The following is a 15,674-nucleotide window of genomic DNA, read 5'->3' on the forward strand; positions in this document are numbered from 1 at the left end:
GTTACTATTCACAGTCGATTTAGCGTTCATTCTTTAGGAAGCTCGTAACAGAGCTTCTTTTTCTTTGCCATAATGCACAAACATAGTGGTCATATTTGTATATATTTATAGCCACTATCCCTTGACAATTAGTAGTGGTTATAATATAATATATATAGCCATTATTCGTTGAAAGGAGATTCACCATGTCTACTATCGTTCGTCATTATGATAAGAAAACCGGCAAGACCCGAGTTTATGAGTCTACCCCTCACTATGATCCCGTCACAAAGCAATCAAGACCTAAGAGAAAATATCTTGGTACACTTGATCCAGAAACCGGGGAATTAATTCCCTCTTCCGGGCGTCGCGGAAGAACTTCATCTTCAGATAATAAAACCACTAATACTGCTACTGACAGTTCATCTTCAAGGATCAAATCTCTTGAAAAGAGTTTGGCAGATAAAAATGACGAGATATCTGCTCTCCAATCCGAGATAAAAGCTTTGAGAGCCACTATTCGATCCTTCGAGAAAATATGCAGTTCTATATCTGCTATTCTTACAAAGGTGCCTGACAATCTATGATAAAGTTTACCGGTGATCTGCGTTGCGACTTTGCAAAGGCAACCGCAGAAATAGCAAAACTAAAAGATCGTATTCTCGGCTACCAGGAGGAGATTGCCAGTCTCCGCAGGTCTGTTAAGAGTCTCCAAAAATCAAAGGATTCCGATAAAAAACGATATCAAGAATCCTTGTCCGAGAAGGACGCTGTTATCAAGGAACTTCAAAACAGGCTTGCCCATGCGGAGGCTCTTCTTAATCATGATGGCAGCAATACCGGTACTCCGACATCACAAACACCGATAAATAAAAACAAACTCATACCAAACTCCCGACGTAGTTCGGGCAAGCCTAAAGGCGGACAGGTTGGACACGAAAAATCATCTCTGAAAGAGCCGGATGAATCCGAGGTGACCGAAACGATCGAACATCCATTGCAGGATGATGAGTGTTGCCCAAAGTGTGGTCTCTCTGACTGCACGCCTACCGGCGAATCCGAGGTCAAATACGAATACGATATACGCATCAAAGTAGTAAAGATAAGGCATGAATTCTTTTACTACGAATGTAATAATTGCGGAACCGTATTTCGCTCTCAAATACCACCGACGCTCAAGGAAAAGGCTCAGTATGGCAGTGAATTACAGGCACTCGCTTTATCCCTCACTAATACTGTCAATGCGTCCATGAATAAGGTCTCTATGTTTCTCGATGGTATCACAGGCGGAGAATTAACCCCATGTGAGGGATATGTTGCGAAGCTGCAGGTGCGTGCCGCAAAGGGACTGCTTCAATTTCGAGAGGATCTTAAGCTTTTGCTCATCACGCGCAAGATAATCTACTGGGATGATACGGTAATCATGATCCTCACAGAAAGAGCCTGCTTTCGTTTTTATGGCGATGAAACCATTGCTTATTACACCGCTCATGCCCATAAGGATATGGAGAGCCTTGATGATGACAACGTTTTAAATCTCCTGACTTCTGCCACAAAAACAATGCACGACCACAATACCGTAAACTACAACAAGAAATACAGCTTCGAAAACATCGAATGTAACCAGCATCTTCAAAGAGACTGCCAAAAAAACTCTGATAATACCTGTCATAAATGGTCTGACGATTTAAAGGAGCTTATCAGCTCAACCATCAAGGAACGCAATGACGCGATTGCCCGGAACGAGTCTTCTTTTGATGAGTCCTACATCTCACAATTTTACAAGAAAGTGGATGAATATCTTGCAAACGGCTGGTCTGAAAATGAGGCTGATCCCAACAATTATGGTGCGGCATGGGAAAGAACCCTTTTGAACAGAATTGCCACTTATCGCAGACCATACTTTCTATGGGTAGAGGACTTCAGCTTGCCTACCACAAACAACCTCAGCGAACGTGGACTTCGTGGTGTGAAATCCCATATGAAAATATCTGGCCAATTTGAATCTGAAGCCGCAGCGGACAATCATGCACTCATCAGAACATACATAGAAACCTGCCGCCGAAATCACATCAATGAGATCGACGCTCTAAAACGTTTGTGTACCGGAAATCCCTATACAGTTGAAGAAGTTTTTTCCTCATCACCTCCTCTTTGAAAGTCGATTCAAATATGAAAAATCAAGCGGAAATGACACCCGCTCTATTTGTCATGCCCTAATCGACTGTGAATAGTAACGGAAAAAATGCCTTCAAAGGAAAAAACTCTTGCTAAAACTCTAGTGGCGGGTATATTATTAAAGAAAACAGGCACTGAAAATAGTAATGAGAAGAGGAAGGAAAGCATGTCGAGCAGAGAGAGACTGATGGTCATCAGGCAATGTATTCAGAATATGAAGAAAGTATCTGTTGCGGAGCTGAGCAGTCAGTGCTCCGTGACGGAAGAGACAATCCGCCGGGATCTGGATAAGCTGGAAGCCGAGGGCGTTGTAACCAGGATCCATGGCGGAGCAATCTGGAATGCGGATGTACAGAAGGAAGGCATTCATTTTTATAAGAGAATGTCTAAAAATCTGAAAGAAAAACAGAATATCGCCCGCAAGACGGCAGAGCTGCTTGAGGGGAAGCATACCATTATAGCGGACTCCAGCACAACCGTTATGGAGGCGCTGAAGCTGATGCAGGATAATCCGGATGTCACAATTGTGACCAACTCCACGGAAGTATTCCGTGAATTTCAGCAGTCCGCGGTAAATGTCATATCCGTGGGAGGCGAATTTAATAAAAAATCGCTGTCGCTCCAGGGACAGCTCGCGAAGAGCAACATGTCCAAATACCATGTCAGCGTGGCCCTGATCAGCTGCAAAAGCGTGGATATTGAGAAGGGTGTCCAGGACTCCAATGAAAGCGAGGCGGAGATTAAGAAGATTATGCTTGAGCAGGCGGATGAGGTGGCCCTCCTTGCAGATCATACCAAGTTTGACCAGACGGCATTCGTATGCCTGATTGATCTGAAGAGTGTAAACTATATTATCACAGACAGACAGCCCAGCGATATCTGGATACATTACTGCAGGGAGAACGGGATAGAGCTTATATATTAAACAACACTACACCTATAAACTAAAACTGAACACCTGAGTTTTCGGCTATACTGTGAAACAAACTCCATTAGAAAAGCTGCCATTTTGGGCGGCTTTCTTTGTTTTGGGCTAGATAAACAGTATAAATATTTGAAACACAGAATATATTGCTTTGAAAACAAAAATGTGCATAAAAACAAGATAAAAAAGTTGTGAAAAACAACTAAAAATATTTGAAACACAGAAATAATGTTGACATTAATCACCATAAAATGTAAAATAAAAGTAGATCAAAGACAGGGGCGTGTAACCTTAGAAGTATGAGTAAGGCCCTGAAAACCGGCATTTCTTTCTTCTTGGCAACGGGGGATATAGGTTGGGTAGGAAAGCCGGAGACGTTCTTGGAAAACCAAAAATAGAGAAGCGATGCAAAGCAAAAGCAAAGAAGAAAGAGGTTGGTGGATTTTATGGGTAAGAGAAGGAAAAAAATGTCGATCATCAGGCGGATGATGTTTGCAGTACTGTTCGGATTCTGCGCCGGTTTTTTGTGTCTGCTGCTGAGAGAATTTCTGCTTGGAAATGGAAACAGTGATGTCTGGAATACGATTCATGCCATTTTCTTTCAGGATATCACGGCGACAGAAGGAATCGAAGGAATCGGGCTGTTCTATATTATCGGGCAGGTATTTATGCGGGGACTTCAGATGTCGATCGTTCCGCTGGTCATCACCTCTCTGAGTCTGGCGCTCTGCAGTCTGGCAGATCCGGAGCGCCTTGGCAAGATTGCCGGAAAGACATTTATTACATATATCTGTTTCTATGCGGCGGCGGCAGCCCTCGCAGGGGCAGCGGCCTATTTCGTGAAAAGTATGGGCTGGTTTGATGTAAAGCTTCCGGGAGAGATGGTGACAGAGGCAGTCACCATGGAAGGATATAATCCCCTGGTCACAATTGTAAATGCCGTGCCGTCAAATATCTTTTCCGTATTTTCATCTAACAGTTCCATCCTGTCTGTAGTAGTTGTTGCCATTATCATGGGCCTGTGCATGACGGCAATGGGGAAAAAGGCAGAGCCATTGAAAAAGGTTCTTGAGAACTTAAACGAGATTGTACAGAGGTTTCTGGACTTCTTGATTGATGAGGCCGGCCCCATAGCGATTTTCTGCATGATTACAAGAACCCTTGCAGTATATGGGATTGAATATATCGGTCCCACGCTGGTGTGGATCGTGACGACAATCGTAGTCAGTCTGGCACTGGTAGTTACGATTTATCCGATTGGAATCATGCTGACAACACGGATGAATCCGATTCCGTTCATGAAGAAAACATTTAAGGTTGGCTTGTTTGCAGCGGCTACGAATTCATCAGCAGCTACCTTACCGCTGAATACGAGAACCTGTGTGGATGAGCTTGGATGTACGGAAGAGATCAGCAGTTTTGTCCTGCCGACAGGTATGACAGTGAATATGAACGGTACCACCGCAATGCACATGATCGCCGTTACATTTATCGCGTCTGCGGCAGGCATCGATATCAAACCTTCCACCCTGGTCGTAGCGGCCTTCCTTTCGATCTGTACGGCAATGGGAACACCAGCAATTCCAGTGGCCGGCACTACCATGGTATATGTAGTTATGACCGGGCTGGGCCTGAACAGTGACTTATGCATGATTGGATATTCCCTTGTACTTGCAATGAATTACCTTCCGGGTATGGCGGTAATCACGCTGAATGTCATCGGAGATGCAGCAACGAATCTGATTATTAACGTAAAAGAAGGCGTGCTCAATAAAGAAAAATATTATAAGAAAATGGAAAAGGAATAAAACCTGCGGATTCTATACGGCGGAGAACCGCAGTCTTAATGAAAAATATGTGGTCAAAGATGGCTGCAATGTGTTCAAAATGAAGTGATTTTGAACACATTGCAGCCTTTTTTCAACACGATATAGGGGCAGGATTTTCTGAATCATATTAGATATTAAGGCGGCAGAAATAGCAGATGAAAAAATGGCTGAAAAAATGAAATATCTTTTGCTGCATTTAGCTGGAAATAGTATGAGAAATCCTTTATACTATAAGTATTTCGGTTCTATAGAAATTAGAAGGATAAAGAGAGAAGGTTACCTTATGTTAACAGGTATGAAGAAATTATTCGCCCCGGTAGATATGACGGAGGGGAGCCCGTGGAAACGGATTGTTGCATTTACGATTCCTATGCTGATGGGAAATATTGCACAGCAGCTGTACAATACGGTGGACAGCATTATCGTGGGAAGATTTGTGGGGGATAATGCCCTTGCAGCAGTCGGGAGCGCGGGGCCGATTCTCAATCTGCTGCTGGTCCTGTTTGTGGGAATTTCGGTCGGAGTGGGAATCATGGTGTCCCAGTATTTTGGGGCCAGGCAGAGATTGGAGTTATCCAAAACGATTGGCTGTTGTATTACCCTGACCGTGATAACAACGATCCTGGTTATGGTGGTCACACCGATCGTCACGATGCCGCTTTTGAGGCTTTTGAATACGCCGGATACGATTATCGGATGGTGCAATTCGTACCTTATGATTCTGTTTATGGGGATTATCGGGTGTGCATTTTATAATATTCTGGGCGGGATTCTCAGAGGTTTGGGGGATTCCATTTCGGCCCTTGTTTATCTGCTTGTAGCTACCGTACTGAATATTGTTTTGGATTACATATTTGTTGCGTATTTTAACATGGGAGTTGCCGGAGTTGCCCTGGCTACTGTGATTGCGCAGATGGTATCGGCGCTGTTGTCTCTGCGGAAGCTGCTCAGAATGAAAGAGGTATTTGATATGAAGAAAGAATACCTTGTGCCGGAGAAGAAGTATATGTGGGGCCTGATACGTTTGGGGCTGCCTTCCGGGTTAACCCAGGCGATTTTTTCGCTGTCCATGATTATTGTACAATCTCTGACAAACAGCTTTGGTGAAATGTTTATCGCTGCCAATGTGATAGTGATGCGTGTGGATGGGTTTGCAGTCATGCCGGCGTTTTCTTTTGGAACTGCGATGACCACTTATTCCGGCCAGAATGTGGGCGCGCGCCGGATGGACCGGGTTGTGCAGGGGGCTAAGCAGGGGACTGCCATAGCAGTCGGAACGTCTACGGCGATCACCATCCTGATCCTGCTGTTCGGCAGATATCTGATGTCCATATTTACCTCCACACCGGAACTGGTGGAATTAAGCTTTTCCATGATGAAGATACTGGCTGTGGGCTATATCGCCATGGAGGTGACCCAGTGTCTGTCGGGTGTAATGAGAGGGGCAGGCGATACCGTGACGCCGATGTGGATTTCTATGGTGACCACAGTTGTAATCCGCGTTCCGCTGGCCTATGGTATCGCGTGGCTGACCAGATCCGATTCCATGCCTAACGGAAACAGTGCATGTATTTTTATCTCCCTGCTGATCTCATGGATACTGGGAGCGTGTATTACAGTTCTCTGCTACCGCGCCGGACGGTGGAAGAAAAAAGCAATAGCAGAATAGAAAGGAACGATAACAGGAGCCGTGCATAGTAACCTGCGCGCCCCCTGTTCTGAACATATGGAGATGATGAAAAGTTATAAAAAAACAATTTATGCCTGCTATACAGGGTACATTACCCAGGCAATCGTTAATAATCTGGGGCCGCTGCTGTTTTTGACCTTTCAAAACCAGTTCGATATATCTGTGGAAAGAATCGGTTTCCTGATTACACTGAACTTCGGCGTACAGCTTGTGGTTGACCTGCTGGCCGCAAAATATGTGGACCGTATTGGCTACAGAATCAGTATTGTGGCCGCTCACATCATGGCATCCGCAGGGCTTGTGGGAATGGGCCTGTTCCCGTTCGTGATGCCGGATCCCTATCTGGGCCTGCTGGCAGCTATTGTGCTGAACGGGATCGGCGGCGGACTGATCGAAGTCCTGATCAGTCCGATTGTGGAGGCTGCACCTTCGGGGGAGAAGGAAAAGGCGATGAGCCTACTTCATTCTTTTTACTGCTTCGGGCAGGTGGGCGTGGTGATACTGTCCACGCTGGGCTTTAAAGTATTCGGGATGGAACACTGGAATTACCTGCCGGTTATCTGGGCCGTGGTTCCGTTTGTCAATATTTTTGTTTTTACAAAAGTTCCGATCCGTACCCTGGTTGAGGAAGATGAGAGGCTGCCGGTAAGAAAGCTTTTTTCCATGAAAATGTTCTGGATTTTTGTTCTGATGATGCTCTGCGCCGGTGCATCCGAGCAGGCCATGTCCCAATGGGCTTCCTACTTTGCGGAAAGCAGCCTGCAGGTATCGAAAACGATGGGAGACCTGATGGGACCCTGCGCGTTTGCGGCATTGATGGGGGCATCCCGGGTATTCTACGGAAAATGCGGGGACAAAATCCCTCTGGAGAAGTTTATACTGGGCAGCAGTATTTTGTGTATCATAAGCTACCTGTTCGCGGTCTTTATGCCGGTTCCGGTTCTGAGCCTGCTGGGCTGTGCGATGTGCGGGCTCTCAGTGGGAATTATGTGGCCGGGTACGTTTAGTATTGCGGCAAGAGAATGTACCCGGGGAGGAACGGCAATGTTTGCGTTTTTTGCACTGGCTGGAGATGCCGGATGCATGGCGGGGCCGGGACTAACGGGCGTAGTGGCGGAACAATTCCCGAGATGGGGGCTGAAGGCGGGCCTGCTTTTTGCCATTGTATTTCCTGTTGGGATGGCGGGGATACTATTGGGGAGGCGGGCCGGGAAAGTACAGAGGATGCCGGACAGAAACCTGTGACAGGAACCTGACGGGAAGCAGTCTTCCGATTTCGCGGGCTGCTGTTTTGTGAAGAAATACTTGGGCGGGGGTGAAAATTGCTTACAGCAATGAATTTTCACCCCCGCCCTTTATCTGAGCACTCTCAGAAACTCTATGTGTGAACGCAATGCATGCGAAACAGGAAGACGGTTTCTTGATAACCTGTGCCTTGTTATTATATTAATTCACATAACTAATTAATTGTGATGCATAATTGTTAAAAAACTGTGAAATATTGAACCATATATTGACATTTCTATATAATACTACTAATATAATCGTTAAACGTCTAACTAATTTTCGGATTTGGGATAGGGATTCCGGGAAAGGAGATTTATATGAATTGTGATGCCAACCATGTTCCCACAGTTGGGATTATGAGCCAGATCATGCATATGAGCATGAATCGGGCCAGGCTGTTATTTGATGAGTATGATTTAAAGATTGGGCAGGCGGGGATTCTCTTTATGCTGGAACATTTTGGAGAGATGTCCCAGCGGGAACTTGCCTCGAAGATGAATGTGACTCCGCCGTCTATTACTGCGGCAATCGGGAAGATGGAACGTCTGGGATACATCAGGCGTAAGCCGGATGATAAAGACCAGAGGATTATGCGTCTGAGTACCACTGATAAGGGGAAGGCGTGCCTGGAGCATACCAAAAAAGTGGCGAAGCAGATGGATGAACTCATGTTCAAAGGCATGAGCCAGGAGGAGAAGCTGCTGTTTAGAAGACTTCTGCTTCAGATGCAGGAGAATTTAAAAGAGGAAAAAGAACTCTCCGGTTTAAAATGACAGACATGATAGTATATGCAGAAAGGGAGATATTATGAAGAAACTATTTAAGTATATGGGGATGTACTGGAAAGCCGTTATAGCGATTCTGGCAGTCCTCATCATACAGGCGTACTGCGACCTGTCGCTGCCCGGATATACTTCGGACATTGTGAATGTCGGGATTCAGCAGGGCGGTATTGACGAATCGATACCGAGAGCAGTTACGGCGGATGATATGGAGAAGCTTCTGCTTTTTGTAAGCAGCAAAGATGCGGATACAGTGAAAGAAGCTTATCAGTTGAAGGAGAAGGACACAGGGTATGACTATGACGGTTCTGTGTATGTCCTGAAGAGTAAGGCCGCAGAGGATGAAGCGCAGGTGGAAAAACTGTCCTCAATTCTTGGCAGTCCGATGATGCTGGTGTCCGGCTTTGAATCCGGAAGCGATATGACTGACCAGATGGAAGTCTCCATGAAAGACAAAATGAAGGCTATGATTGAGGAGCAGGCGCAGAAGCAGGCAAAGGAACAGATTGACGCTCAGCTGAAAAAGATAGATGAAGCCGATGTATTTGAACTGTTTGGTATGATTCCTGAGGAGCAGCGTTCTGAGGTGACGAAGCAGATAGAGGACAAATTTTCCGACATGCCGTCGACTATGATAGACCAGGCTGCCAAAGTGTACATTAAGGATGCATACACACGGCTGAACGTGGACACAGATCAACTGCAGAACAGTTACCTGTTGTCTACGGGGGCGAAGATGGTAGGACTTGCATTTTTGGGGATGGCAGCCAGCATTCTGGTAGGATTTATGGCTTCCCGCGTGGGTGCAACTGCAGGACGTGATCTCCGAGGAAAAGTATTCCGGAAGGTTGTCGGCTTTTCGAACAATGAATTCGACCACTTCTCAACTGCGTCTCTGATCACGCGGAGCACAAACGATATCCAGCAGATCCAGATGCTGCTGGTTATGCTGCTGCGGCTGGTATTATATGCACCGATTATGGCCGTGGGAGGCATTTACAAAGTATTCCATACCAATGTATCCATGTCATGGATCATTGCACTGGCAGTGATCCTGATCGGCCTGGTAGTTCTGGTTCTATTTACCGTGGCTATGCCGAAGTTTAAGATTCTGCAGACCCTGGTAGATAAGCTGAACCTGGTTACAAGGGAGATTCTGACAGGGTTATCCGTTATCCGTGCATTTTCGACGGAAAAGCACGAGGAAGCGCGTTTTGACAAGGCAAACAGGGATCTGACGAGAACGACCCTTTTTGTAAACCGTGCCATGACATTCATGATGCCGGTTATGATGCTGATTATGAACGGCATTTCCGTTCTGATTATCTGGAGCGGCGCCCACGGCGTTGACAGCGGACAGATGCAGGTCGGGGATATGATGGCCTTTATTCAATATACAATGCAGATCATTGCCAGCTTCCTGATGCTATGCATGATTTCCATTATGCTGCCAAGGGCGGCCGTTTCTGCGGACCGTGTAGATGAAGTGCTTACAAGCAAAACCATAATACATGATCCGAAGGAAGCAGTAAAGCTGCCGGAAAAAATGCAGGGCGTTCTGAAGTTCGACCATGTATCGTTCCGATATCCGGGGGCAAGCGAAGACGTGCTCCACGATATTGATTTCACAGCGAAGCCGGGTGAGACAACTGCGATCATCGGAAGCACGGGAAGCGGCAAGTCCACGCTGGTGAATCTGATTCCAAGGTTTTATGATGTGACGGAAGGCAGTATTACCCTGGACGGCATAGATATCCGCGATATAACCCAGCATGACCTGCGGGATAAGCTGGGATATGTGCCGCAGAAAGGGGTGCTGTTCTCCGGCGACATTGCTTCTAATATTATGTATGGGAACCCGGAGGGCAGCGATGAGGAGATGGAAGAGGCAGCAGCAGTCGCACAGGCTGCCGGATTCATTGAAGAAAAATCCCAAAAATATGAGAGCCCGATTTCCCAGGGAGGAACGAATGTATCGGGCGGACAGAAACAACGCCTCTCCATAGCCAGAGCGATCGCAAAACATCCGGATCTCTATATTTTCGACGACAGTTTTTCTGCGCTGGATTATAAGACAGATGTTACGCTTAGAAGAGCGCTGAAGGAAAATACGGCAGACAGCACGGTACTGATTGTTGCGCAGCGTATCAGTACGATCCTGCATGCGGAACAGATTATTGTTCTGGACGATGGTATGGTGGCAGGGAAGGGTACACACCGGGAGCTGCTGAAGAATTGTGAAGTATATCAGCAGATTGCGGCATCCCAGCTGTCGGAGGAAGAACTGAAGGCGGGGATGGAGACAGCAGAGTCAGACACGAAAGGAAGGGAGGAAAACAGCCATGAGTAGAGAAGGCGGCAGAAGGCCTATGGGCAGACGGGGCCCTATGAAGGGTATGGTTCCGGGTGAGAAGCCAAAGAATCTCAAAGCAACCGTAAAAAAACTGCTCAAATATATGAGCAAATATAAAATACAGCTGTTTTTCGTAATCGTATTTGCGATCGGCGGTACGATTTTTAACATCATTGGCCCGAAGGTCCTTGGTAAGGCAACTACGGAGATATTCAACGGCCTGGTCAGCAAAGTGTCCGGCGGAGACGGCATGGATTTTGGGAAAATCGGTCAGATCCTGATCTTTACGCTGAGCCTGTATCTGGTGAGCGCCTTGTGTTCGTTTGTTCAGGGCTTTCTGATGACCGGCATTTCCCAGAAAATGACATACCGTCTGAGGAGAGAGATATCAGAAAAAATCAACAGAATGCCGATGAATTATTTTGATACAAAGACATATGGTGAAGTGCTGTCCAGAGTGACCAATGATATAGATACGCTGGGACAGAGCCTGAATCAGAGTATGACCCAGATGATTACTTCAGTTACGACAATCATCGGTGTGCTGGTCATGATGCTCTCGATCAGTCCTCTGATGACAGTAGTGGCGCTTTTAATACTTCCGCTTTCCATCGGTTTCATTTCCGTGATCATGAAACGTTCCCAGAAGTACTTCCGCGGACAGCAGAAATACCTCGGTGAAGTCAACGGACAGGTGGAGGAAGTATATGGCGGCCATAACATCGTAAAGGTATTTAATAAAGAAAAAGATGTAATAGAAGAATTCGAAGAAACCAACAATAAACTATACGACTCTGCATGGAAGTCCCAGTTCATATCCGGTATGATGATGCCGATCATGCAGTTTGTCGGGAACCTGGGGTATGTGGTAGTTGTTATTCTGGGAGGTTATCTGGCGGCAAAGCGTACAATCGAGGTTGGAGATATCCAGTCCTTTACGCAGTATGTAAGAAACTTTACGCAGCCGATCCAGCAGGTAGCGCAGGTAGCCAATCTGCTGCAGTCCACAGCAGCGGCATCCGAGCGTGTGTTTGAATTCCTGGAGGAAGAGGAAGAAGACCAGACTGTGCAGAATCCGGTATCCGTGGAAGGTCTGCAGGGCAATGTCGAGTTCGACCATGTACGGTTTGGCTACAATGAGAACAAAATTATTATCAATGATTTCTCTGCCAGGGTAAAAGAAGGCCAGAAGATAGCGATCGTAGGGCCCACCGGAGCGGGTAAGACCACGATGATCAAACTATTAATGCGTTTTTATGATGTCAGCAGCGGAGCCATTTTGATTGATGGACATAATATCAAAGACTTCAACCGGAGCGAACTGCGCCAGATGTTCGGCATGGTGCTTCAGGACACGTGGCTGTTCCACGGAAGCATCCGGGATAACATCCGTTACGGAAAACTGGATGCAACAGACGAAGAAGTGATCGAAGCGGCAAAGGCAGCGAGAGTGCACCGTTTTGTCCAGACACTTCCGGGCGGTTATGATATGGAACTGAATGAGGAAGCCAGCAACGTATCCCAGGGCCAGAAACAGCTCCTAACCATCGCAAGAGCCATCCTGGCAGATCCAAAGATCCTGATCCTGGACGAAGCAACCAGCTCTGTAGACACAAGAACAGAGATCCAGATTCAGAAGGCCATGGACACCCTGATGAAGGGCAGAACCAGCTTTATCATAGCCCACAGGCTGTCAACAATCAGGGATGCCGATATCATCCTTGTTATGAAAGATGGAGACATCGTAGAACAGGGGAACCACGAAGAACTGATCCGCAAAGGCGGGTTCTATGCAGAACTCTACAATTCCCAATTCGAGAGGGCGGCGGGGTAGAGGTTTATTGCTGGTGGGGGCGCCTGCCTGGACCAGGGAGATGGCTGCCTCCGCGGCAAACCGGGATGGTTTTCGGAAGCAGGCCGCTTACGGAGAAGTTCTAGCACAAAATGAGCCGTCCACGAGGGCACGTACAACATTCAGCCAGAAAGCCTGATGCTTTCTGGCCTCAGGTTGTACTGAAAAGTGATTTGGAAAATCACTTTTCATCCCTCGTGGACGGCTCATTTTGCGCAAGAACTTCTAGACCGTGCGCTCGATGCTTCCGAAAACCATCCCGGTTTGCCGCGGAGGCAGCCATCTCCCTGGCCCAGGCAGGCTGGGCGCATCCGGCAGGAAGAAAAAACTCTTTTGGGGAGCCTGGACGGGGGAGGCGGATGGGAATTGGCGGATAGGGAAGTTATATGACCCGATTGGGTTAAAAAGCAAGATTATTACAAGTGGTGAAAAACTTCAAACTATCACTTACTGGGGCATACAATGTTCCGTCAATTCAACTCAATCCGCCGCCCCCGTCGAAGTCCCGGGCATCAGAAAGGTTTTTTCCTTACGGAGGATGAACCCAGCTGTGCGGAATTGGAATATGCCTCTCCTGGATGCGTCTTTCAGGATATTAGTGCCGCTTCATCAAAATCGGAGCCGCCATGTGAACTGTTTTCAGGCCCACAAGGCCTGAAAACAAGCAGACCCGAAGTGGGAATTCATCAGAATTCCCGCAAGTGTCCGCGGTGTTCATCATGGCGGCTCCGATTTTGATTAGCGGCACTTATATCCTGATTCCGCATCCAGGAGAGGCATATTCCAATTCCGCACAGCGTCCCCCCTCCGAAAAAAATTCCAACTTTCTGATAGACTTCCCCCTTGTTTGTACGTAATAATAGGTGTAACGATATTTTGTAAGCTTACAATTTTGAGAAGGACGCAGATTATGAAAATTAATGAGGAAAATTATATCAGGGAGCTAAAGCAGCATAATGAGTCGGCTCTCGCCTATATTATTGAGCGGTATGGGGGGCTTGTGAAGTCGGTTGTGAGAAAGCATCTTTATGCTTTGCCGCAGTATCAGGAGGAATGTATGAATGATATTTTCTTCCAGGTGTGGAATAACATCCAGTATTTTGACTGTATGAAGAATTCTTTTAAGAACTGGATCGCGGGAGTTTCACGATACCGTGCCATCGACTGCCTGCGGAAGCACCGCAGGGAGCTGGAGGTGGAAAATATTGAGGATGTGGCCGCGGCAAAGGAGGAAGAGGCTTATCAGAGGCTGATTGACCAGGAGATATCAAAGGAGCTGGAACAGATGCTTTCATGCCTGAACCCACGGGATCAGGAGCTTTTTCGGAGGCTTTATATTGAAGAACAGGATATCAGCCAGGTGAGCAGGGAGATGGGCATGCAGGAGTCGGCTGTTTATAATCATGTATCCCGTGGAAAACGTAAAATCAGAAACTTGTATCCAAGAGAGCAGAAGGAGAGATGAATATGAAGAGTAATATATATATGATGTTGAATGACATAGATTCTGAGGCCGATGCGTACCAGGAGGAAGCGTGGTCGGAGGTGGAAGCAAAAAGGACGAAGAAAAAGGTTCTTGGCAGGGTTCGAAGAAAAGGCAGGAAAAAATATGTTATGGCAGGCGTATGTGCGGCAGCAGCTTTTGCCCTTTTGACAGTCATGCCTCTTCGGGGAGCCGTGGCAGATGCGGTGGAACAATTGTCCTACCGGATCGGCGCTTTTCTCGGGATTGATAAGAATCTGGCGCCGTATGAACAGATTGTCAATCAGTCTGTGACGGAAGACGGGATAACGATTACACTGAATTCTGTGGTGTTGGATGTGGATGAGCTCGTTGTTTCGACGACAGAGGTCTATGAAGATGCTATCACAGAAGGCGGGCCGGGGCTGATGGGAAATGTTTACATCAATGGCGTGCGGGCATCGGGCGCAGCAGGCGGAGGCTCTTACACTACCGATGAACATACGCGGGAAGTGGTGATGAAATATTATCTGAATCAGGTGGATTTGGCGGAATTGAGCCGGGAGGTCAACGTGGCCATACGGTTCAGCGATTATGAGGAAAACAGGGGCGGCTGGGAATTTAAATTTACTGCCAGCGGGGAACAGCTTTCTGCTGATACGCAGACCATTGACCTCACATACCGGTACCAGCTGCCGGATGGATGTAATATCACATTTACGAAGTATACGAGCAACGCCATGGGACAGAAAATATTTTATACCAATGACGGAAATAAAAATGACTATGATATGAAACTTGAGGGCACGGATAATCTGGGCAATCCGGTAAGTTTCTATGTAAGCTCATCCAATAAAGAGGGCGGAAGGTTCGTCATTGATAACTCGGCCGGGAATTTAAGCGATGAGGCGGAGACGCTGACATTGACGCCCTATGCGGTTAAGTATCCGGAAACAAGCGGGAGACTTAGTCATGATTTTGAGCAAGTTGGAGAGGCTTTCACGATTGAGGTTCGATGAAGGGGGCGCTCCGTGAAATGCGCTGCGGTAAGCCCTTCACATACACACATGGCGGTTTGAAGGGCGGACGCTTTAAGCAGCAGTAGGACGGAAAAGAGCAGAATTGCATGACACCACGGACATTCAGCGTGTAAGCCGATGCTTACACGCCTCAGGTCCGCTTGAACCCTGATTCGGAATCAGGGTTCAGTCATGCAATTCTGCTCTTTTCCGTCTTACTGCTGCTAAACGCGCTGGGAGCTCTTCAAACCGCCATGTGTGTATGTGAAGGGCTTACCGCAGCGCATTTCACGTCGCTTTGGTGCATCCGGGCGGGAG

General features: G+C 47.0%; 11 protein-coding genes. All 11 read left to right on the forward strand.

Annotated features, from left to right (window positions below; all coding sequences use genetic code 11):
• The first annotated feature begins 185 nt into the window (after positions 1 to 185).
• The 11 genes from ARB69_RS08940 (at position 186) to ARB69_RS08995 (ending at position 15,356) form a co-directional block, all read left to right on the forward strand.
• Positions 186 to 566 carry a hypothetical protein gene (locus ARB69_RS08940; protein WP_055152716.1) on the forward strand — a complete coding sequence of 127 codons (381 nt, stop codon included), beginning with the start codon at positions 186 to 188 and terminating at the stop codon, positions 564 to 566.
• On the forward strand, positions 563 to 2,137 hold the full coding sequence (locus ARB69_RS08945) for an IS66 family transposase (protein WP_055152718.1): 1,575 nt from the start codon (positions 563 to 565) through the stop codon (positions 2,135 to 2,137). Before ARB69_RS08940 ends, ARB69_RS08945 begins: the two co-directional genes overlap by 4 nt.
• 87 nt (positions 2,138 to 2,224) lie before the next feature.
• Positions 2,225 to 3,082, forward strand: coding sequence for a DeoR/GlpR family DNA-binding transcription regulator (locus ARB69_RS08950; protein ID WP_055152720.1), 858 nt, complete (start codon positions 2,225 to 2,227; stop codon positions 3,080 to 3,082).
• A 446-nt stretch (positions 3,083 to 3,528) separates the two neighbouring features.
• Positions 3,529 to 4,890, forward strand: coding sequence for a dicarboxylate/amino acid:cation symporter (locus ARB69_RS08955; RefSeq protein ID WP_050638778.1), 1,362 nt, complete (start codon positions 3,529 to 3,531; stop codon positions 4,888 to 4,890).
• A gap of 304 nt (positions 4,891 to 5,194) precedes the next feature.
• Positions 5,195 to 6,580 (forward strand): MATE family efflux transporter, encoded by a 1,386-nt coding sequence (locus ARB69_RS08960; RefSeq protein WP_050638777.1) that lies wholly within the window; start codon positions 5,195 to 5,197, stop codon positions 6,578 to 6,580.
• 66 nt (positions 6,581 to 6,646) lie between these two features.
• Positions 6,647 to 7,846, forward strand: coding sequence for an MFS transporter (locus tag ARB69_RS08965; protein ID WP_330377587.1), 1,200 nt, complete (start codon positions 6,647 to 6,649; stop codon positions 7,844 to 7,846).
• 359 nt (positions 7,847 to 8,205) lie between these two features.
• Positions 8,206 to 8,661, forward strand: a complete 456-nt coding sequence (locus ARB69_RS08970) for a MarR family winged helix-turn-helix transcriptional regulator (protein ID WP_050638776.1) — start codon at positions 8,206 to 8,208, stop codon at positions 8,659 to 8,661.
• A 34-nt stretch (positions 8,662 to 8,695) separates the two neighbouring features.
• Positions 8,696 to 11,020, forward strand: coding sequence for an ABC transporter ATP-binding protein (locus ARB69_RS08975; RefSeq protein WP_055152722.1), 2,325 nt, complete (start codon positions 8,696 to 8,698; stop codon positions 11,018 to 11,020).
• On the forward strand, positions 11,013 to 12,857 hold the full coding sequence (locus ARB69_RS08980) for an ABC transporter ATP-binding protein (RefSeq protein WP_055152724.1): 1,845 nt from the start codon (positions 11,013 to 11,015) through the stop codon (positions 12,855 to 12,857). The genes ARB69_RS08975 and ARB69_RS08980 overlap by 8 nt, the downstream gene beginning before the upstream one ends.
• A 928-nt stretch (positions 12,858 to 13,785) precedes the next feature.
• Complete coding sequence (locus ARB69_RS08990; RefSeq protein WP_050638772.1) at positions 13,786 to 14,340, forward strand: sigma-70 family RNA polymerase sigma factor; 555 nt, start codon at positions 13,786 to 13,788, stop codon at positions 14,338 to 14,340.
• A 2-nt stretch (positions 14,341 to 14,342) separates the two neighbouring features.
• The gene (locus ARB69_RS08995; RefSeq protein WP_050638771.1) at positions 14,343 to 15,356 is read left to right on the forward strand and encodes a DUF5643 domain-containing protein; all 1,014 of its coding nucleotides are present in this window, start codon (positions 14,343 to 14,345) and stop codon (positions 15,354 to 15,356) included.
• The last annotated feature ends 318 nt before the right edge of the window (positions 15,357 to 15,674 follow it).

This window comes from Faecalicatena contorta, assembly GCF_001404335.1.
Lineage (GTDB): Bacteria > Bacillota > Clostridia > Lachnospirales > Lachnospiraceae > Faecalicatena > Faecalicatena contortus_B.